This window comes from Duganella sp. CY15W, from assembly GCF_009857555.1.
GTDB lineage: Bacteria > Pseudomonadota > Gammaproteobacteria > Burkholderiales > Burkholderiaceae_D > Rugamonas > Rugamonas sacchari.
The window spans coordinates 1,474,453-1,495,003 of sequence record NZ_WWCQ01000001.1; the positions used below are offsets into that span (position 1 = coordinate 1,474,453).

The following is a 20,551-nucleotide window of genomic DNA, read 5'->3' on the forward strand; positions in this document are numbered from 1 at the left end:
GCATGACCATGGACTTGAACGTTTTTCTGGACAGCCTGCGGGCACGTGGTATTTCCTTGCTGGCGCAAGGTGAAGAACTCGTGCTGGAAGGGCGCACTGACCTGCTCACCGCAGATCTGGTACAGACCATCCGCGCGTACAAGCCAGAGCTGGTGTCCATGCTGTCCCGCGATGTCAGCATCGTCGCGGACCGGACTTCCTGGGCGGCCCCTGACCGCTGCGCCATGTCGCTGGCGCAGCGGCGCTTGTGGTTTATGGATCAGCTCCAGCCTGGCAGTGCCTTTTACAATATTCATTCGGCGCTCAGGCTTGAGGGCCATCTTGACGTAGCGGCCATGCAGCGCACGCTGGACGAAGTACAGCGTCGCCACGAATCGCTGCGGACACGCTTTGTCGATGGAATGCAGCATATCGACGCAGCCTGTGGCCTGCCGCTGGAGTTCGTCGATTTGTCTGCACTGGTAGCAGACGAGCAGCAGGCGCGCATCGAACAGCTGGCGCAGCGCGAGGCGCAAACGCCGTTTGATCTCGCGACGGGTCCATTGATTCGTGTCAGGTTGCTGGGCTTAACGCCAGAGTCGCACGTGATGCTGCTGACCGTGCACCATATCGTGGCCGATGGCTGGTCCATGGGTGTGCTGCTGGGTGAAATCGCAAATCTGTATGCGGCGTATTCGACTGGCCAACCATCACCGCTGCCGCCATTGACGATGCAGTATGCTGACTATGCCCATTGGCAGCAAGCCTGGCTTGAGGACGGGCGGTTGCAGGGTCAGCTCGCATACTGGAAGGAGCAACTGGCAGGTGCGCCCGAGCTGCTGACACTTCCCACGGACCGGCCGCGCCCCAATGTACAAACGCAGCATGGATCGCTGCACCGCTTTACACTGCCCGCTGCCGGTATACAGGCGCTGGCACGACGCACGGGCAGCACCTTGTTCATGCTGATTGCTGCCGGATTCCAGCTGCTATTGTCACGTTATAGCGGGCAGCAGGACATCTGTATCGGAACGCCGGTTGCAGGAAGAGGGCGTCCGGAACTGGAGGATCTGATCGGATTTTTCGTCAACACGCTGGTGTTACGTACCCAGCTCGATCTGCAGGACAGCTTCGAGACGCTGCTTGGCCTCGTGCGCAAAAACACGCTGGAGGCTCTTGCGAATCAGGACGTGCCGTTTGAGCAGGTTGTAGAAGCGCTCCAACCGGCACGCCATACCAGTCACACGCCTTTATTCCAGGCCGCGCTGGCCTTGCAGAATACGCCGGCGAACGGCGCCGAACTTCCGGGACTGGCGCTATATCCCATCGTGGCTGACAGTGCCACGTCCAAATTCGACCTGACGCTGGGCATAGAGGACGAAGGACCGGCGCTGCGTGCCAGCTTTGAGTACAACACGGACTTGTTCGACGCTGCCACTATCGTCCGCATGGCGGCTCATCTGCAGCTGCTGCTGGCGGCAGTCGTTGACCGCCCTGATGCACCTGTGGCCGATCTGCCCTGGTTGACGGCGGAAGAGGCGACGCAGCTAGCCGGCTTCAATTCACCAGCGCATTCCTGGGACGGACCGCAAACGACACACACGCTGTTTGAGGCGCAGGTGACGCGCACGCCGCTGGCCCAGGCGCTGGCCTGGCGGGGCGGCGCAATGAGTTACGCGGAGCTGAATGCACGTGCCAATGCGCTTGCCTGGCGCTTGCGTGAAGCAGGCGTTGGGCCTGATATGCTGGTTGGTATCTGCTCCGAACGTGGACCGGACATGTTGGTCGCGGTGTTGGCCGTCCTCAAGGCGGGCGCCGGCTACCTGCCACTTGATCCTGCATATCCTGCTGAGCGTCTGGCATATATGCTGGAGGATGCACGTCCTCAATTGGTGCTGGTACAGCCTTCTTTGAGTGATCGTCTGCCCGCAGCTGTACGGATAATGGCGCTGTCTTCGCAAGGCGATCCAGTTGAAGAGCAGCCGAATCCAGAGAATCTGACATGCGCCGCCCATCTGGCTTACGTCATTTACACGTCAGGTTCCACCGGTCGCCCCAAAGGCGTGATGCTGCAGCATGGCGCGTTGTGTAATCTGGTGCACGGCCAGGCGCGCGCATTTGGAGCCCGGCCAGGCTTGCGCATGCTGCAATTCGCCTCGTTCAACTTTGACGCTTCGGCATCCGAGTTTTTCGTCGCATTGAGCACGGGCGCCACGCTGGTGCTGGCGGCGCGTAATGATTTGCTGCCGGACCGTCTTGAAAATACGCTGGCCGCGCTGCAGGTGGATGCCGCCACGCTGCCGCCAGCCTTGCTTGCATCGATGCCGGCCGGCGCGCTCATGCCATCGACCCTGGTAGTAGCCGGCGAGGCTTGTCCAGCGGCGCTGGCGGCGCAATGGCGCACCGGACGCCGTTTCATCAACGCGTACGGTCCGACCGAAGCCACGGTGTGCGCAACGCTGCACCAGTGCGGCGAGCATGAAGACGGCGCCCCGCCGATCGGACAGCCGCTGCCCAATGTGTATTGCCGCTTGCTGGATGCGGGTCTGAACCCGGTGCCTGTTGGCGTTACTGGCGAACTCTATATCGGTGGCGCCGGACTGGCGCGAGGCTACCTCAGACAACCGGCACTGACGGCGGAGCGCTTTATCCCCGACCCGTGGGGACAGTCCGGCGCGCGCCTGTACCGTAGTGGCGACCTGGCGCGCTATCGGCCGGATGGCAGCATCTGCTACCTTGGCCGCATCGATAGCCAGCTCAAACTGCGTGGCTTCCGTATCGAACCGGGCGAAATCGAGGCGGCACTGCGCGCAATTCCAGATGTGCGTGAAGCCGCCGTCGTCGCTGCCCGGCAGGAAACGGGCTTGCAGCTGATTGCGTATGTGGCTGGCGAGGCCGTGCCGGATGGAGAAACGCTGCGTGCCGCTTTGAAGCGTGTGCTGCCGGATTATATGGTCCCGGCGCAGTATGTAAGGCTCGCCACGCTGCCGCTGACGGTGAACGGCAAACTGGATCACAAGGCGCTACCGGCGCCAGAAACGGATACCGGCAGCTACGAAGCACCGTCAACGGAAGCTGAGCAGATACTCGTGGCCATCTGGCGCGATGTGCTGAAGGTGGAGCGCATCGGCCGTCATGACAACTTCTTTGCATTGGGCGGACATTCCCTGTTGGCGACACAGGTGATCAGTCAGCTGCGCGCGCGTCTGGGTACGGAATTGCCGCTGCGGGCCCTGTTTGAAGCCCCAACGGTTAGTGAGCTGGCTACCCGGCTGCCATCGGCAGAAGGACAAGGGCGGTCCCATATTCCCGCAGCACCGCCGGCGGCCAGCTATCCGCTCTCGTTCACGCAGGAGCGCCTGTGGTTCCTGCAGCAGCTGGAAGGACAGGGCGCTGCACTGAACATGCCGTTGGCCCTGCGCCTGCGCGGCAAGCTCAATGTCCCGGCATTGGCGGGCGCGTTTCTGAAGCTCCAGCAGCGCCATGCCATCTTGCGCGCACGTGTTGTGGCTGGGGTGGAGGGACCGACAATCGTGATCGATCCTGAACCGGCTGCCATGCTGCACTGCCAGTCAGTAAGCGCAGACCAAGTGGCGCAGCGCGCGCAGATGCATGCCACGCGCGTGTTCGACCTTGAGCGGGGGGCGCTGCTGGCCGCGGACTTGCTGGAAGTCGCAGAAGAAGAGCACATCCTGCTATTGAATCTGCATCACATCATCGCCGATGGCTGGTCGATGGGAATTCTGGCCGACGAGTGGATGCAGTTGTACCGCGCCGTAGAACTGGCGCCACTACCTTTGCAATACACGGACTACGCTGTGTGGCAGCGCGGCCAGCCTGCGCAGGAAGAATTGCTCAACTACTGGAAAACCAAACTGGCCGGCGCGCCGGAACTGCTCAATCTACCGCTGGACCGACCGCGTGAACCGGTGCAGCGCTTTGATGGCGCCAGCACGGCCTTGCAACTGGATGCCGGCTTGTCTACCCGTTTGCGGCAGCTGGCGCGTGCCGAAGATGCCAGCCTGTTCATGGTCTTGCTGTCCGGGTTCGGCTTGCTGATGGCGCGTTACAGCGGCGAGACGGACATCGTCATCGGTACACCGTCAGCCAATCGCAATCGGGAGGAACTGGAAAGACTCATCGGTGTTTTCCTGGGCAATCTGGTTTTGCGCGTCGATTTGTCCGGCCAGCCGAGTTTCCGCACGCTGCTGCGGCGCGTGCGCGCGACTGCCCTGGATGCCTATAGCCACGCCGACGTACCGTTCGAGCATATTGTCGATGCATTAAAGCTGCCCCGGGACCTGAGCCGGAATCCGCTGTTCCAGGTCTACTTCAATATGCTGAACCTGCCCTCGGGCGAAGGCCATTTCGATGGGCTTGAAGTATCAGGCCTCGATGGCGGCCATGACAGCGCCAAGTTTGACATGACAGTCTACGCGCAGGATACGGAGCATGGCGTCCACCTAAACCTGGTCTACAACAGCCGCCTGTTCGATGGGGCCCGCATGGAAGAGACATTGCGCCAGTACGCCCAGCTGCTGGAGCAGGCGTGTGCCGCACCGGATGATCTCGTGGAGATACATAGCCTGCTTACGCCAGCAGCGCGGCTGCTGCTGCCCGATCCGACACAGCCGCTGGATGGCGGTTGGGGTGGCCCGGTACACGAACTGTTTATGCGGCATGCCCGCAGCACACCGCTGGCAACCGCCGTGGTATCGCATGAGCGGCGTTGGACCTACGCCGAGCTGGATGAACAAAGTGAACGTATCGCCTGTTGGCTGCAGGAGCGCGATGTAGGTATTGGCGATATCGTTGCCATCTGTACCGCGCGCAATGCCACACTGGTGGCGGCCGTGATGGGTGTGCTCAAGGCTGGCGCCGCATTCATGATGCTCGATCCCGCTTATCCGCCAGGTCATTTGCAGGCCTGCCTGGAAGCAGCGCCGCCAAGCGCCTGGCTACAGGTGGCGGAGGGCGCGCTTGGCCCCGAGCGGGAAGCATTGGTAGCGCTCGTGCCGGTATATCTGGACCTGCGGGACATCGACAGTCATGCAGGCTTGCGCAATTGCGGCGCGCGATCGCGCCGGCACCAGGAGCTAACGCAGGACGATGTCGCGCTGATCGCGTTCACCTCCGGCTCCACCGGCAAGCCCAAAGCGGTACAGGGACGCCACGGTCCGCTCACACACTTCCTGCCATGGCTACAGGACACCTTTGATATCAGCGGGCGTGCCCGCTTTGCCATGCTGTCTGGCCTGGCGCACGATCCGCTGCAGCGTGATATCTTTACCACGTTGTGCATAGGCGCCACACTGCACATCCCGCACCCGGACTGCTTCATGCCGCATGCATTAGCCGAGTGGATGAAGGAAAGCCGCGCCAGCATTGCCCACCTGACGCCGGCCATGGCGCAGATTCTAGCAGAGGCGCCGGCGGGACTGGCCTTGCCGGACCTGGCCTATGTTTTCCTGGTGGGAGACGTGCTGACGCGCCGCGATGTCCAGCGTTTGCAGCAACTGGCGCCCAAAGTACGCATCATCAACTACTACGGCTCCACGGAGACGCAGCGTGCCGTGAGTTATTACGATGTCGGCCTGGAGTCGCCAGCTGAATCGCTGCGCGAGATTATTCCCCTGGGCCGTGGCGTACGCGATGTGCAGTTGCTGGTACTGAACGCGGCGGGCCAGCAGGCCGGTGTTGGCGAGCATGGCGAAGTGTATTTGCGCAGCCCGCATCTGGCAGCGGGTTACCGCGGCGATCCGGAGCTGACGGCGCAACGCTTCCTGCCGAATCCATTTTCACAGGCAGCGTCGGACCGCATGTACCGCACTGGCGATCTGGGACGGTATCTGCCGAACGGCATGGTGGAGTGTATGGGCCGTGTCGACACGCAGGTAAAGCTGCGCGGCTTCCGCATCGAGCTTGGGCATGTTGAATCCGTGCTGGGGCAGCATGAGCTGGTACGCGAGGCGATCGTGGTGATCCGCGCCGACGCCAGCGGCGAGAAGCAACTGGTGGCGTATGTCGTCGGAGAAGATGGCCTGCCCGATACCGCCGTTCTCCGCGCGTACTTAAGCGGCAAGCTCCCCGACTATATGCGGCCGACCCGTTACGTGGCGCTGGATGCACTGCCATTGACACCGAACGGCAAGGTCAATCGGGCAGCTTTGCCCGCACCCGATTCCGTACCGGACGACCAGCCTTACGTCGCGCCAGCGACTGCCACCGAGCAGCGTCTTGCCGTGCTCTGGAGCCGCCTGCTGCGGACGGAGCGCGTGGGCGCGCACGACAACTTCTTTACCCTCGGCGGCAACTCACTGCTTGCTGTCCGGCTGATTGCGGCCATCGGCAGTGAGCTGGGGCGCCGCTTGCCAGTGGCGCAGCTGTTCTCCACGCCGACCATTGCAGCGCTGGCCGCAGCCCTGGACGCCGATACCGTGACCGAGAGCCATGTGGTGCCGCTGCGTGCCGGCGGCGATACGCCGCTGTTCATGGTACACCCGGCGGATGGCAGCATTTTCTGCTACGCCGAACTGACAGCGGCGCTGGCGGCGGACTACACGGTATATGGCATACAGTCCGCATTCCATGCTGGCGTCAGTATTACGCCCTACACGCTGGATGCTGTGGCGGCGGCCTACGCACGCGATATTTGCGCCACCTGTGCCGGGCCCTATCGCCTGGCCGGATGGTCTCTCGGCGGTACGCTCGCCATGCGTATCGCTGCCCTGCTTGAGGAGCAGGGGCATCAGGTGGCCTGGGTCGCGCCGTTTGACACGGTATTTCGTGGCGATGTGGTGCGGCCTGGCTTCACGCTGGAGCAGTATCTTGACGATATGCTGGCCGATAGCGCTTATGCGCTGGAAGCGCGTGTGGGCGATGAACACGTGGCACTGTATCAGCGCATTCGCATGCTGGCAGGAGAAATCGGCATACCGCAGCTGGCCGCGTTGCTGTGTGAGGCGCCGGAACAGCTGGAGGTCCGGCTGTCCTTCGACCGTGCTTTGCAAGCGTTACTGGTGCAAAAGCACCGCGATATGAATGACAATATCCGCCTGGCCAACGGCTTCAAACCTGCCATGTTACAGGCGCCGGTATATAGCTTCTGGGCTGACGGAACGGTGGGCGAGGGCGCAGACGTTAAGGCATGGCACGCGTACACGCATGCTCGCGATCATAGTAAGGCCTTTACGCTGCCGGGACGGCATGGCGACTTTATTCTTGGCGCGAATGCGTCGGCAATTGCGGGCCATCTGAATGACCTGCTGGAAGGAAGGGCATGAATCTACTCACATATCTGTACCGGCAGTCACGCCGCTTGCTGGCGATCGCCACGGTCGCTGGTTCGATTGGTGGCGTGGCCGGGGCAGCGCTGGTGGCGGTCATCAGCAAAGGTGTGAGCGGGACGGAAAGCCCGGCAGCACTGGCCTGGAGTTTTTTCGGCCTGTGCCTGGTGACGCTGGTATGCAAGTCGATTTCGGAGATCGCTCTGCTGCGGTTGACGCAGGACGCCATCTTCCGGCTGCGTGTGGATTTGAGCCGAAAGCTGTTGGCAACACCCCTGACACGCCTGCAGGAGCTGGGCAAGCACGGTTTGCTGGCCATCCTCACCAAGGACATCGACACCTTCATCCAGGCATTCCAGTTTCTGCCACTGGCATTTGGTAACGTGGTTGTCATTGTTGCTTGTCTTGGCTATATGGCCTGGCTGTCCTGGCAGGTATTCCTGGTGTTTGCCGTGTGCCTGATAGTGTGCGTGACCGGCTACCACTACGCGGAGCGTGGGCCGCTGCGCCAACTGGTCCAGATGCGCGAGCATATGGATGCGCTGTATGGCCATTTCCGCAGCCTGGTGGAGGGCAGCAAGGAATTGCAGCTCAATCGCACCCGTGCGGAGCAGTTTGTCGGACGCGTGCTGGCGGGGAGTGCCGGCGGATTCCGCGACACCTTTGTCCGCGCCATGAGCACCTATACCTGGGTGGCCAATGCCGGCGCGATGATGTTCTACCTGGTGATCGGCATGCTGCTGTTCGTGCTGCCCCAATGGTTGCCGCAGCAGTCGGCAACGCTGACCGCCATCACGCTGACACTGCTCTATCTGATCAAGCCTGTGACCGAGATGGTGGGCGCATTGCCGCCCGTGCGGCAGGCTGCCGTCGCCCTCAACAAGATCATGCAGCTCAATGGCGAGCTGGATGCACGGCCAGCCGTGGCACTCGCCACCAACCCGTTCGGCGCGCAGGGTGGCTTGCAGCTGGAATTGCATGGCGTCTGCCATCGCTATCCGGGCCTGCAGGACGACAGTCATTTCATGCTTGGACCGCTGGATCTGAGCGTCACGCAAGGCGAGACCGTGTTCATCGTGGGTGGCAATGGCAGCGGCAAGACGACGCTGGCGATGCTGCTGCTTGGCTTGTATCAGCCGGAAGCCGGGACGGTAAGGCTGAATGGCGTCGCTGTCACGGAAGGCAACCTGGAACACTACCGCAGCCATTTCTCCGCAGTGTTTGCGGATTTCCACCTGTTCGACCAGTTGCTGGACTGCGACGGCACCGACATGCCGGCGCGCGCCATGCGCTACATCGAGCAGCTTCAGATGGGGCATAAGGTGCGGGTGGAGAACGGCAAATTCACGACCGTGAACCTGTCCACGGGCCAGCGCAAGCGCCTGGCGCTGGTGGCGTCGTATCTTGAGGACCGTCCCATTTATCTGTTTGACGAATGGGCGGCGGACCAGGACCCGGCGTTCAAGCGGGTGTTCTACACCGAGCTGCTGCCGGATCTGAAGGCGCGTGGCAAGACAGTGCTGGTGATTAGCCACGACGACGCGTATTTCGACTGTGCTGACCGTATCATCAAGCTGGCGGACGGCCACCTGAGTGAAATCAGCACACCGCAGCGTACATCGCTGCATGCTGTTTAAGGACTGGGCATGACGATCCATGAAACCCAGCGCTGGTTTATACGCCAGCCGGCGAGCACCAGGCCGCGCATGCGGCTGTACTGCTTTGCCTATGCCGGCGGCAGCGCCGCTGTCTACGGCGGATGGCAGCGTGAACTCGATCCCGCAATTGAGGTTGTGGCGATTGAATTGCCGGGCCGTGGCAGCCGCTTCAGCGAGAAGCCTGTGTCCAATTTTTTCTGGCTGGTGCAGGAACTGGCCTACGCTATTGCGGCGCAGGAGCGGCTGCCGTTTGCGTTCTTCGGCCACAGTCTGGGCGGGCTGCTGGCGTTCGAGGTGGCGCGTTACTGCAAGCTGCGCTTGCTGCCGCAACCATGTCAGCTGATGGTGTCTGGCAGTGCAGCGCCAGGTATGCGCAAGCCGGGCCGCAATCTGCATCTGCTGCCCGATGAGGACCTGATGACGGAACTGAAATCCTACAACGGCACGCCGGCTGCCGTACTGGAAAGCGCAGAACTGATGGCGATGCTGCTGCCCATGATACGGGCCGACTTTGGCCTGGTAGACAGCTACCGGTACCGTCTCGCACCGCTGCTGGATATGCCGCTGACCGTGCTGGCAGGGCGCGGCGATCCGCATGTCACGCAGGATCAGGCGTCAGCGTGGTCGACGGAAACCAGTGCCGACAGCCGCGTGATATGGCTGGAGGGCGACCACTTCTTCATCCACGGCGCCCGCGCCGCCGTGCTGGATGCCGTCCGCGATACCTTGACCGGAAAGGTGCCTGGCTGACGCGTAACAAGAAATGCAACGGAATCGCCATGTCATATAGATGGATGCGCGTAGAGATTGCGAAGGGCGGTATCATACGCTGATGAAAATGATGCGATCGATATTGTTTCTACTGCTACTGAGTGCCGGCGTATGCCGGTCGCAGGACCTGGTCTTTGCAATCTCCTCGGGGAGCGCCATGCCGATGACGGCTTTTTCCGGCTATACCTTGAGCGGCGGTCTGCTCAAGGATTTCGGCGACGCGTTGGCCGCAGCGTTGCAGCTCACGCCACGTTACCTGCTGGTGCCCCGCAAGCGGGTGGAAGAAATGCTGCAAACCGGTAAAGCGGATATCGTCTGCGATCTCAAGCCGGAGTGGCTGGACGGGAAGAACTACGCCTGGTCCTCGGCGATATTCACCAATAACCTTATCGTTGCCTCGCGCACGGACACGCCGCCTGCGAATACGCTCAGGGACCTGCGTGATGCCCGGCTGGGCACCATACACGGCTACCGCTATCCCGAGATCGATGCGGAAATCGGCGTGCATTACACGCGTGACGATGCCATGAGCGATGAGGTCAACCTGGCCAAGCTGGTGCTGCACCGTTTCGATTACATCGTCACCAATTCCCTGTACTTCGACTATGCACGCTACGTTCATCCCTCGCGCCAGCAATTGAATGCCGTAAGCCTCAAGATCAATAGCTTCAACACCTATTGCGCGATCAGGCCGGACGGCAAGCTGACGCTCGCGCAGCTGAACCGGGCCATCGACGCGCTGCACAGGCGTGGCGCCATCGACCAGATGATGGCGCGTTACAGGACGGCGCCGAAATAGCTGGTGGTGGAACCGGCGACAGATTTTTCACGTCTCAATCAAATCTCCATGTGTGCCCCATAGTCCGTTCATGGATCGCCGCTACTCTCACGGTAAGGCGCTTACTGCCAAGCGCCGTGTCTGTAGGAGTTGTTATCCATGTACGCGCCAACGATTTCTCCGAGCTGCGGAGCGAATGATTTCCGTGGCCTCAAATGGCTGCGTGAAAGCGCAAAATTAAATCTCAGAGCATTTTTGCATCCCTATGCCACTGACAAGTGGCTGGTGTTTTTGAATTCAGATGCACTGTTTGCCGACCTGGCGACGATCCGCCCGCGCCTGATCTGCAAGATCTACCGTCCTTACCAGAGCAACACCATGACGTGCTCGCAGCGGGTGCGGGTGCTCATCGGGCATTACACCTTTATCCAGGCGATAGGCTGGGGAGCACTGACGCTGAAGGCCGCGAGAAGTCCGGTCTTGCTGGCATCGGTCGCGGGAAAATCCGGCGCGGTTTATCAGCTACAGTTATGCGCGGTCGAGCCGCTGGAACGGGAAGGGGAGCTGGCGCTGCGCCTATTGCGGAACAATGAACTGGTGTATTCGTGCGCCTTTACCTTCCTGCGCACCGGTGCTGCGGTGCAGATGGGCGTCGGCTGCATGCAGGGGCCGAAAGGCGACCATGGTTTGGCGCTGGTGCGTACCGCCACAAGCGAGTTGCATGGTCTGAGGCCAAAGAACCTGATGGTCAAGCTGCTCAATGTGCTGGGGCACGACCTGGGTTGCCAGCACATGCAACTGGTGAGCAACCGCAATCGTGTTCTGCTGCGCGCGCAGCGGCAGGGCAAGGTGCATGCGGACTATGACGATTTCTGGCGCTCCTGCGGTGCCTTGCCGCGCCCCGATGGCAACTTCGAATTGCCATGTTCGGGCCTGAAAGAACCTTGTCTGCTGACGGTGCCGTCGCGTAAACGTGCGGCAGCGCGCAGGCGCCATGACACTGTCTGCCAGTTTGCCGCCGGCGTATTGGCAGCGCTGCCTCGGGGCAGTGCCAGGCAGGTTTGTAGCGTGCGCTACGAAGATTTTTGTTAAGTTTTGTAAGGCGTCTGCAGCAGGTATTGCGCCTCGTGTAGCGGCAATGGCAGCAGTTCCCAAGGGCTGGGCCGGCCGCAGTAAGGAAATGTAATGGCATATTTTATCTGAATAGATATTTTTCATATAAATCATATGCTTAGCACCTGTTCGGTAGTCCGTGCGGCCGGTGCTAGAATCCGTTCGTGGGTATGAGCTCGTGCCTGCTCAGTAGTGGAATCACCTATTCCTCCCCTTGGTACGGTGCTTCCTTTTTGGCCGGTGTCCCGCCGGACACCGGCTTTTTCTTTCCACGCTCTTATGGTTATACTAAGGCGCGATTAAGAACAGAATTCATCGGACAGGAAGCGGTATGCGCAAGATATTGATTGCGGAGGATGACGAGAAAGCGGGCGTGCTGCTGAAAACCTATCTGGAAAAACACCAGTACGAGGTGACGCTGGCGCAGAATGGCCTGAGCTTTCAATCCGAGTTCTCACGTCTTGCCGACCAGCTGTCGCTGGTGATCCTGGATGTGATGCTGCCCGATACCGACGGCTTCGTGCTGTGCAAAGAGGTGCGCCGCCGCTCCAATGTGCCGGTCATCATGCTGACCGCGATTTCAGATGGGGCGGACCGTATCGTCGGCCTGGAACTGGGGGCAGACGATTACATCGCCAAGCCCTACGACCCGCGCGAGCTGCTGGCCCGTATCAAGGCGCTGCTGCGCCGCGCCGGCATCGACAATCAGAGCGTCACGCGCTATTACCGTTTTGTCGGCTTCACGCTGGACCTGCTGGAGCGCACGGTGACCGACAGCGCAGGCGCGCTGGTGCCCTTGACCGGCCTTGATTATCAGCTGCTGAAGTACTTCGTTGAACATCCTGGCGCGATTCTCGACCGCAGCGTGTTATGCGAACAGACGCGTGGCCGTGATGCCGGTCCGCTCGACCGCTCGCTCGATGTCCAGATCAGCAAGCTGCGTCTGCGCCTGAATGACGACGGCAAGCAGCCGTCGCTGATCAAGACGGTGCGCGGCGCCGGCTACGTGTTCTCGGCCGATGTCGCTGTGTCGCCGGCGTGAGCCGGTCACCATGCTTCGCCATGCCATGCTGGCCAGCTGTCTGTGGCTGCTGCACTGCCTCGCAGCGGCCGCGATACCGCACACCCTCAACTTCGAGCAATTGAGCGTCAAGGACGGCCTGGCGCAGGAAACCGTCACCGCGATTGTGCAGGACCAGCAGGGCTATATGTGGTTCGGCAGCCAGCATGGTTTGAGCCGCTACGATGGCTACCGCGTCACTGTCTACCGCACCATTCCCAACGACCCGCGCAGCCTGGCCGACAACTGGGTGCAGGTGCTCCATGTCGATAAAAAGAACCGCCTGTGGGTCGGCACCCGTGGCGGCTTGCAGCGCTTTGATCCTGCCACCGGCGATTTCACCCGCTTCCCCGTAGCCCCTGATGCTCCGGGGCGGAGTGGCCGGCAGCAGGTGCAGGCCATCATCAGCGATGGCTATGGACAGCTATGGCTGGGCACCAGCGATGGCGTCCATCACTTCGATCCTGAATCGGGACGTTATCAGGTGCTGCGCCATGATCCGGCCGATCCTGGCAGCCTGGCCAACGACCGGGTCAACGCGCTGGCACTGGATGCCGATGGTGGATTGTGGGTCGGCCTCAAGCAAGGCCTGGACCGGCTTGCCGCCGGCGCGACGCAGTTCCAGCACTTCCACATCGATACGCCGGCCAGGCCGAATGCACCGCTCAACGAGGTGCAGCAGCTGCGCATCGACCAGCACCAGGTCCTGTGGCTGGTCACCATGGACGGCCTGGTGAGCTGGCAGCTGGGCGTGCCCGGCATGCCGCGCCATCTGTTTGGTCCTGCCGATGGACTGGCGCCAGGACTGGTGACCGCGCTGGTGCAGGACCGCGACAACACGCTGTGGCTGGGCACCAATACCAATGGCCTGCATCGCTGGGATGCGGCGCGCAAGCGCTTTGACGTGATCCCGGCGGATCCCCACCAGAGCGCCAGCAATGAGGTGTCCAGCCTGTTCCAGGACCATAGCGGCACGCTGTGGGTAGGCACCTGGACGGCTGGTGTGCGGCGCGCCGACCTGGCCAGCGGTGGCTTTAGCCGCTACTTCCACATCCCGGGTGATCCGCGCACGCTGCACGACAACCGTATCTATGGCATGTGCAGCGATGGTAAAGGCGGGCTGCTACTGGCGGGCATTGGCGGCATCGACCGGCTGGACCCGGCGACCGGCAAGGTGACCCGGCTGCGCGGTGACGCCCGGCTGGAGCGCCATATGCACAACAAGGAGATCGTGCTGTCGGTGTACCGCGATGCGCGTGGCGTGACCTGGGTTGGCAGCAGCGCCGAGCTGGGGCGCTTTGATCCCGAGCGGGGCACGTATGCGGCACACAGCTTTGACAGCCCCGATCCCAATAGCGGCTCGATCACCCACATCACGGGGGACCGCGCCGGCAACTTGTGGGTAGGCAGCCGTGGAGGCTTGCACCGTATCGACAGCGGGGGCGGGCCTGACCGCAGCTTCCGCCATGACGCGCGCGATCCGGCCAGTCTCAGTGACGACTGGGTACGCATGACGGCGGAAGACGCCACCGGTGCGATCTGGGTCGCCACTGACAATGGCCTGAATCTGCTAACCGCCGATGGCCGTGGCTTCCGCCGCTTCCATCACGACCCGGCGAATGCATCGAGCCTGAGTAGCGACCGCGTGCAGTCGCTCTTTCTCGACCGCCAAGGCACACTGTGGATCGGTACCAACGGTGGCTTGAACCGCATGGTGCGCGACGCCAGCGGCACGCTACGCTTCCGCCGCTACACCACGCGCGACGGGCTGGCCGACGATTCCATCGGCGCCATCCTGCAGGCCGATGACGGTGCGCTTTGGCTCAGCACTGCCACCGGGATTTCGCGCATGGCGCCTGCAACGGGCGCGTTCAAGAATTATTCCGCCCGCGACGGCATGATAGAAGGCTATTACTTTTCCGGCTCGGCCTACCGCGAGCGCGATGGCACCATGTATTTCGGCGGCGTCAATGGCCTGACCGTGTTCCACCCAGCGGGCATACGCGACAATCCCTATCCACCGCCCGCAGTGGTCACCTCGGTTGAGGCAGGCGGCAAGCCGCTGCACGTCGGCAGCGCTGCGATGCGCCTGGCGCATGATGCGGCCGCGCTGACGTTTGAATTCGCGGCGCTGCACTACAGCGATCCGCAGCGTAACCGGTTCCGCTACCGCTTTAAAGGCTATGACCGTGACTGGATCGAGAGCGATGCCAGCAAGCGTGTCGCCACTTATACCAATCTCGATCCCGGCGCCTACGAGTTCCAGGTGCAGGCCGCAAACAAGGATGGCGTCTGGGGCCAGCCCTCGCCACCACTGGCGTTTGACATCGCGCCGCCATATTGGCAGCGCTGGTGGTTCCGGCTTGCGTTCATCCTGTCAGCGTTGATGCTGGTGTGGCTGGGCCACCGCACCCGTGAACGCATGCATGCGCGCCGGCGGCGCGAGCTGGAGGTGCAGGTGCGGACCCGCACGCAGGAGCTGGAGCAGGCGCAAACCCAGTTGCAGCGCTACGTGGAAGACCGCGAACGCTTGTTCCTCTCGATCTCGCACGATCTGCGTACGCCGATCACGCGCCTCAAGCTGCGCTCCGAGCTGCTGAACAATGACGCTGTGCGCAGGGAGTTCCATGACGATCTGGATGATCTGGACATGATGGTGAAAGGTGCGCTGCAAACCGTGAAGGACAGCGACATTTATGAAAATACCACGCCCGTCAGGCTGGACGCGCTGATCGGGCGCATGCTGCGCAGCGCGCAACTGGCCGGCCACAAGATCGGCTTTGCGCCGGCCGGACTGGTGGTGCAGGCCAGGCCGCTGGCGCTCAAGCGTGCCATCGGCAATCTGCTGGACAATGCGCTGTTCTACGGCGGCCGCGCCGATATCTCTACCTCGGAGTACGACGGTGTGGTGCATATCCAGATCCGCGATTACGGGCCGGGCGTGCCGCCGGAACAGCTGGCGCAACTGTTTGAGCCGCACATGCGGCTCGATCATGGACGTGCCAAAAATGCGGATGGTCTGGGACTGGGGCTGGGAATCGCCCGCAGCATCATCGAAGAAAACCAGGGCACGCTGGTACTGCAGAACCATCCAGAAGGTGGCTTGCTTGCCACGATCCTGCTGCCAGGCGCCATCAATTCGTAATGATTTGTGAACTGGCGGAGTTCAGGGGCACCGGTTCTGCGGCGATGCAGACCACTTCTGTAAAGAAGCGTAAGCGCGATTTCCCCATTTTTGATGATTCTTCCATGTAATCAATCACTTGCCGTGTTAGCTGGGCGCCGTTGCGAGGCCCGTCAGGCACATGCTAGTGTCTCTGCATGCAAATAAAAAAACTCCCTGTTCTACCGCGCCAGCGCATCGTCGCCATCGACGCCTTGCGCGGCCTGACGTTCGTTGTCATGCTGTTCGTGAACTGCCTGTCGGGCGCCGACGGCATCCCTTACGGCATCCAGCACATGGCGGCCAGTGTTGACGGCATGAGCCTGGCCGACATCGTGTTCCCGGCGTTTCTGTTCGTGGTCGGCACCTCAGTGCCTTTTAGCCTGAATCACCGGCTGGCAATCGAGGGCAGTACGGGCCAGACCCTGCGCCAGGTTGCGGCAAGGGCGTTTGGCCTGATCGTCTTCGGCCTGTTCATGGTCAACACGGAGGAGGGCTACAACCAGGCGGCAATGGGCATCTCCATTGAGCTGTGGGCCTTGTGTTTTTTTGGCGCGGCGCTGCTGGTATGGGGAACGCGCAGCAACCGCCTGCTGCGCTGGTCCGGCGTGGCGGTAATCGTGTTACTGGCGCTGGTCTACCGCAGTGGTCCGGCCGGCGATGGCTCGATGCAGACGTCGTGGTGGGGCATCCTGGGCTGCATCGGCTGGGCGTACCTCGCTGCCAGTCTGGTGTATCTCGCCGGGCGTGGACGGCTGGCAGTGCTGGTGCTTGCGGCAGTGGCCTGCGTATTGTGGTTCATGGACAGCCACGCTCTCGATGGCAACGAAGTCGTCGCCATGCACGCCACGCATACCTCCGTTGTGCTGTGCGGCGCCATCTGCGCGCTGCTGTTGTTTGACGGCGCACGCGGCGCCGATGGCATGCGGCGGGTGGCGGCAGGGTTGGCAATGGCCTTGCTGCTGGCCGTGGCGGCATACCTGCTGCATCACGTTTATCCCATCTCCAAGATTGGCGCGACACCGCCGTGGGCGCTGTATTGCGCGGCGTTGTGCAGCGGCCTGTTGGTACTGCTGTACTGGTTGACCACAATGCGTCACCTCACGCGATGGACTGCGCTGGTACAGCCTGCAGCGGCCAATCCCCTGGTGACTTATCTGCTGCCGATCGTGCTGGCCACGCTGATGCGCTACCTGCATCTGCACTGGTGGCCGGTGCTGATGCATGGCGGTGTTGCCATCGCTTTTGCGCTGCTGTTTTCTTCAGTGATCGTGGCGGTCGTCGCTGTCCTGAATGTCTATAACGTTAAACTGAAACTCTGAGATGTCGAATCCTGCTTCCCCGCGCTATCTGGCGCTGGACGTCTTCCGCGGCCTGACGCTGGCGCTGATGATTATTGTGAATACGCCTGGCGGCGAGAACAGCTATGCGCCGCTGGAGCACGCGCTCTGGCACGGCTTCACGCTGACGGACCTTGTCTTCCCGTCCTTCCTGTTTGTGGTAGGCGCTGCCATGAGCTTGAGCATGAAGAAGTTCGAGGCCCATGGCGAGGCGTATTTCCTCAAGCGCGTGTTCAAGCGCGGTGCGCTGATTTTCTTGTGTGGCTATCTGCTGTACTGGTTCCCGTTCTTTACGCCGGACTTCACGCTGGCGCCGTTCGCGAATACCCGCGTCATGGGCGTGCTGCAGCGGATCGGCCTGTGCTACCTGTTCGCCGCGCTGATCGTGCGCTACAGCGGCTTGCGTGGGGCCGCCGTATTCAGCGTGATCGCGTTGACGGGATACTGGTGGCTGCTTGCTTCCTTCGGTGACTACACGCTCAGTGGCAACGCAGTGCTCAAGCTTGATCTGGCGCTGCTGGGCGCACCGCATCTTTATCACGGCGAGGGCATCGCATTTGATCCGGAAGGAATACTCAGCACCTTGCCATCCATCGTCAACGTGCTGGCGGGTTACGGCGCGGCGGTGTGGCTCCGGCAAAAGCGCCCGCTGACGAAGCTGGCGATGGCGGGAGCGGCTTGCCTGTTGCTGGCGTACGGATGGGACGCACTGCTGCCGATGAATAAAAAGCTGTGGACCAGTTCCTTCGTTGCCTGCACCGTGGGCTGGGATCTGATCATCCTGGCGGTGCTGTCTGCTGTTATCGACAAGGCGGGGCTGCGGTCTGGCACATACTTTTTCGAGGTCTTCGGCAAAAACACGCTGTTCATCTATGTGCTGGCGGATGTCGCCGTGATTGTGCTGGCGCGGCTGTACGTGGGCGGCGACATGCTGTACCGCTGGCTGTATCAAACCTTGTTCCTGTCGTGGTCATCGCCTTACAACGCGTCCCTGTTGTTCGCGGTGGCATACATGCTGGCATGCTGGCTGGTGGCCTATGTGATGGACCGCCGAAAAATATACATCAAACTCTGAGGAGACTATGCGTACACGTTTATCCTGTCTGGCCATCGCAGCGGCCCTGTTGGCTGGCGGCGCTCACGCCGCCGAAGTGGGTTCCTACTACACCGGCTGGAGCATCGGCAAAGGCTTCCGGCTCAAGCAGCTGGACCAGTCCGGGGCCGCGGCGGGCTATACCTACCTGGTATATGCTTTTGAAAATGTCTACAAGATGCCGGATGGCGGTGTGCGTTGCGACAGTGGGCGCGATAGCGAGGACACGGCCAACGGCATGAACGCGACGCTGGATTACGCGCGCCGCTTTACGGCCGATGAATCGGTGGACGGCAGCGCCGACCGGCCAGGGCAGGCGCTGGCTGGCAACTTCAACCAGCTGGCGCAATTGAAGAAACGCCATCCCCAGCTCAAAGTGCTGGTGGCCCTGGGCGGCGGCGAATGGTCGCATCAGTTCCCGGCTGGTGCGGCGACGCCGGCGCTACGCAGTGCGCTGGTTTCGTCCTGCATCAACCTCTATTTGCGCGGCAATCTGCCCAAGCTGGACGGCCATGGCGGCATCGGTGCGGCTGCTGCGGTGTTCGACGGCATCGATCTGGATTGGGAACATCCCGGCCCGGACGACAAGGCCAATTTCACGCTGCTGCTGGAAGAGTTCCGCCGCCAGCTCGATGCACTGGGCAAGGAAAATGGCAAGCGCTATCTGCTGACCGCCGCCATCAACAGCACCGGCGACAAGATGCGCCATACCGATCCCGCTGCTTATAGCCGCTCGCTGGACTGGATCAACCTGATGACCTATGACTTCCACGGCGCGTGGAGCAAGCAGGGGCCGACCGGCTTCCAGTCCAACCTTTACTCCGATCCGGCCAGCGGCGACGCCAGCCCGCGTAGCGTGGATGCCGGCGTAAAGCGCTTTATGAAAGTGGGCGTCCCGGCAGACAAAATCGTCGTTGGCGTACCGTTCTATGCGCGTGGCTGGAGCGGCGTCAGTCCGGCCAACAACGGCTTGTATCAGCCAGCGACCGGTGCGGCGCAGGGATTCGAAGAGGGCGCGGAACAGTATTCAACCATCGCAGCGCGCGGCCTGAAAGTTTTCTATCATCCGCTCACCAGACAGTTATGGACCTACGATAAAGGGACTTTCTGGACCTACGATGATCCGCGTGTGATCCGCGAAAAAGCGGCGTATGTGCGCAAGCAAGGCCTGCGCGGCCTGATGTCCTGGTCGCTGGACCAGGATGATGCCGCCTTTTCGTTATCGCGCGCGATGCAGGAAGTACGCCAGTGAGATTAAAACACGTTGTCGCCGGCGTCTGTATTGCCGGCGTGGTTGCTGCGGTGGGCGCGGCACTTGGCATGCAGGGCGCTGCACCGGCGGGCCTGCCGGCGCGGATTCTGGCGGGTTATTATCCCGGCTGGTACGAGGCGCCGGTGCGCCTGCGTGACATCGAACCCCACTATGGCCTGGTGTACCTGTTTGCTGCGCGGCCGGTGGGCGGTGCCCCCGGCAGTACTGGCGCCGTGTATTGGACGTCACCCGGGGATGGCCGTGGCGCCGCCGCACATTTCAAGGACGATCTCCAGTATGTACGCCGGGTGCAGGGCCGCAAAATCATCCTGTCGGTCGGCGGCGACGGCAACGGCATGAGTTTTCCCGACCGCGCCAAATCGCGCGCCTTCATTGCCAGCATCGCCGGCTTGCATCGCCAGTTCGGCGGCATTGATGGCCTGGACTGGAATACCTTCCAGGCCAACCAGCGTCCCGATACGGCCGAAATGATCTGGATCAGCCTTGAACTCAAGCGCATGTATCCCGGCTTTATTATCAGCGCACCACCGGCGCCGTGGAGCGCCATCGACCAGCGCTTCTGCCGCGACATGCTGAACGCGGGTGCGCTCGACTACTGTGCGCCGCAGTACTACGACGGCCCCAATCTGGCCGACCCTGCGTATGTCATCGCCAACGTTGACCAATGGGTCAAGCTGCTCGGCGCATCGCATGTAGTGGTGGGCTTCGGCATCAACAACGCTGCCAATTTCATGAGCGACGCACAGGTGGCAAGCACCTGGCGCGAACTGCAGCGCCGCCATCCTGACTTGCGCGGCGCCTTCAATTGGGAACTGGCGACCGATGAACGTCAGGGCTGGCCGTTTGCCCGCAAGATCGGCCCGATGGTGCTGCAGGCCGCAGTGCCATGAGCGGGCGTCTCGCGCTGTACCGACGCGCTTGCGTGTTGCAGGCGCGGCACAGCAGCTCTGTAATGAATTGTAAAGAGATGCAGGTTTTTCGGAGCGATGGCGGCGACCATCAGGGCAGATACGGTGGCTCCGTAAGGAAGTGTAAGT

Annotated in this window: 11 protein-coding genes; all 11 read left to right on the plus strand. The window is 61.8% G+C overall.

Annotation, left to right across the window (positions count from 1 at the left end; all coding sequences use genetic code 11):
• The first annotated feature begins 2 nt into the window (after positions 1–2).
• The 11 genes from GTP58_RS06690 (at position 3) to GTP58_RS06740 (ending at position 20,404) form a co-directional block, all read left to right on the plus strand.
• Positions 3–7,262 carry a non-ribosomal peptide synthetase gene (locus tag GTP58_RS06690; protein WP_161076754.1) on the plus strand — a complete coding sequence of 2,420 codons (7,260 nt, stop codon included), beginning with the start codon at positions 3–5 and terminating at the stop codon, positions 7,260–7,262.
• The gene (locus tag GTP58_RS06695; protein WP_161076755.1) at positions 7,259–8,902 is read left to right on the plus strand and encodes a cyclic peptide export ABC transporter; all 1,644 of its coding nucleotides are present in this window, start codon (positions 7,259–7,261) and stop codon (positions 8,900–8,902) included. Before GTP58_RS06690 ends, GTP58_RS06695 begins: the two co-directional genes overlap by 4 nt.
• A 9-nt stretch (positions 8,903–8,911) precedes the next feature.
• Positions 8,912–9,673: a thioesterase II family protein gene (locus GTP58_RS06700; protein ID WP_161076756.1), complete on the plus strand. Its 762-nt coding sequence runs from the start codon at positions 8,912–8,914 to the stop codon at positions 9,671–9,673.
• Positions 9,674–9,851: 178 nt separating this feature from the next.
• Positions 9,852–10,493, plus strand: coding sequence for an ABC transporter substrate-binding protein (locus tag GTP58_RS06705; RefSeq protein ID WP_229215439.1), 642 nt, complete (start codon positions 9,852–9,854; stop codon positions 10,491–10,493).
• Between the two features lie 138 nt (positions 10,494–10,631).
• Positions 10,632–11,564, plus strand: a complete 933-nt coding sequence (locus GTP58_RS06710; RefSeq protein ID WP_161076757.1) for a DUF535 family protein — start codon at positions 10,632–10,634, stop codon at positions 11,562–11,564.
• Positions 11,565–11,916: 352 nt separating this feature from the next.
• Positions 11,917–12,627, plus strand: a complete 711-nt coding sequence (locus GTP58_RS06715; protein ID WP_072782502.1) for a response regulator — start codon at positions 11,917–11,919, stop codon at positions 12,625–12,627.
• A 10-nt stretch (positions 12,628–12,637) separates the two neighbouring features.
• A complete protein-coding gene (locus GTP58_RS06720; RefSeq protein ID WP_161076758.1) occupies positions 12,638–15,790 on the plus strand; it encodes a two-component regulator propeller domain-containing protein in 3,153 nt (1,050 codons plus the stop codon).
• Between the two features lie 176 nt (positions 15,791–15,966).
• Positions 15,967–17,130 (plus strand): DUF5009 domain-containing protein, encoded by a 1,164-nt coding sequence (locus tag GTP58_RS06725; protein WP_161076759.1) that lies wholly within the window; start codon positions 15,967–15,969, stop codon positions 17,128–17,130.
• 1 nt (position 17,131) lies between these two features.
• Positions 17,132–18,223: an acyltransferase family protein gene (locus tag GTP58_RS06730; protein ID WP_161076760.1), complete on the plus strand. Its 1,092-nt coding sequence runs from the start codon at positions 17,132–17,134 to the stop codon at positions 18,221–18,223.
• A 7-nt stretch (positions 18,224–18,230) separates the two neighbouring features.
• Entirely contained in the window at positions 18,231–19,493 is a 1,263-nt protein-coding gene (locus GTP58_RS06735) for a glycoside hydrolase family 18 protein (protein ID WP_161076761.1), read from the plus strand.
• Entirely contained in the window at positions 19,490–20,404 is a 915-nt protein-coding gene (locus tag GTP58_RS06740) for a glycoside hydrolase family 18 protein (protein ID WP_161076762.1), read from the plus strand. Before GTP58_RS06735 ends, GTP58_RS06740 begins: the two co-directional genes overlap by 4 nt.
• Positions 20,405–20,551 lie beyond the last annotated feature (147 nt).

What these genes read in the sequence shown, in the direction of transcription:
- GTP58_RS06730 (WP_161076760.1), top strand. Translation starts at nt 17,132, where the DNA reads ATGTCGAATCCTGCTTCCCCGCGCTATCTGGCGCTGGACGTCTTCCGC.
- GTP58_RS06715 (WP_072782502.1), top strand. Translation starts at nt 11,917, where the DNA reads ATGCGCAAGATATTGATTGCGGAGGATGACGAGAAAGCGGGCGTGCTG.
- GTP58_RS06700 (WP_161076756.1), top strand. Translation starts at nt 8,912, where the DNA reads ATGACGATCCATGAAACCCAGCGCTGGTTTATACGCCAGCCGGCGAGC.
- GTP58_RS06690 (WP_161076754.1), top strand. Translation starts at nt 3, where the DNA reads ATGACCATGGACTTGAACGTTTTTCTGGACAGCCTGCGGGCACGTGGT.
- GTP58_RS06695 (WP_161076755.1), top strand. Translation starts at nt 7,259, where the DNA reads ATGAATCTACTCACATATCTGTACCGGCAGTCACGCCGCTTGCTGGCG.
- GTP58_RS06720 (WP_161076758.1), top strand. Translation starts at nt 12,638, where the DNA reads ATGCTTCGCCATGCCATGCTGGCCAGCTGTCTGTGGCTGCTGCACTGC.
- GTP58_RS06710 (WP_161076757.1), top strand. Translation starts at nt 10,632, where the DNA reads ATGTACGCGCCAACGATTTCTCCGAGCTGCGGAGCGAATGATTTCCGT.
- GTP58_RS06735 (WP_161076761.1), top strand. Translation starts at nt 18,231, where the DNA reads ATGCGTACACGTTTATCCTGTCTGGCCATCGCAGCGGCCCTGTTGGCT.
- GTP58_RS06725 (WP_161076759.1), top strand. Translation starts at nt 15,967, where the DNA reads ATGCAAATAAAAAAACTCCCTGTTCTACCGCGCCAGCGCATCGTCGCC.
- GTP58_RS06705 (WP_229215439.1), top strand. Translation starts at nt 9,852, where the DNA reads ATGCCGATGACGGCTTTTTCCGGCTATACCTTGAGCGGCGGTCTGCTC.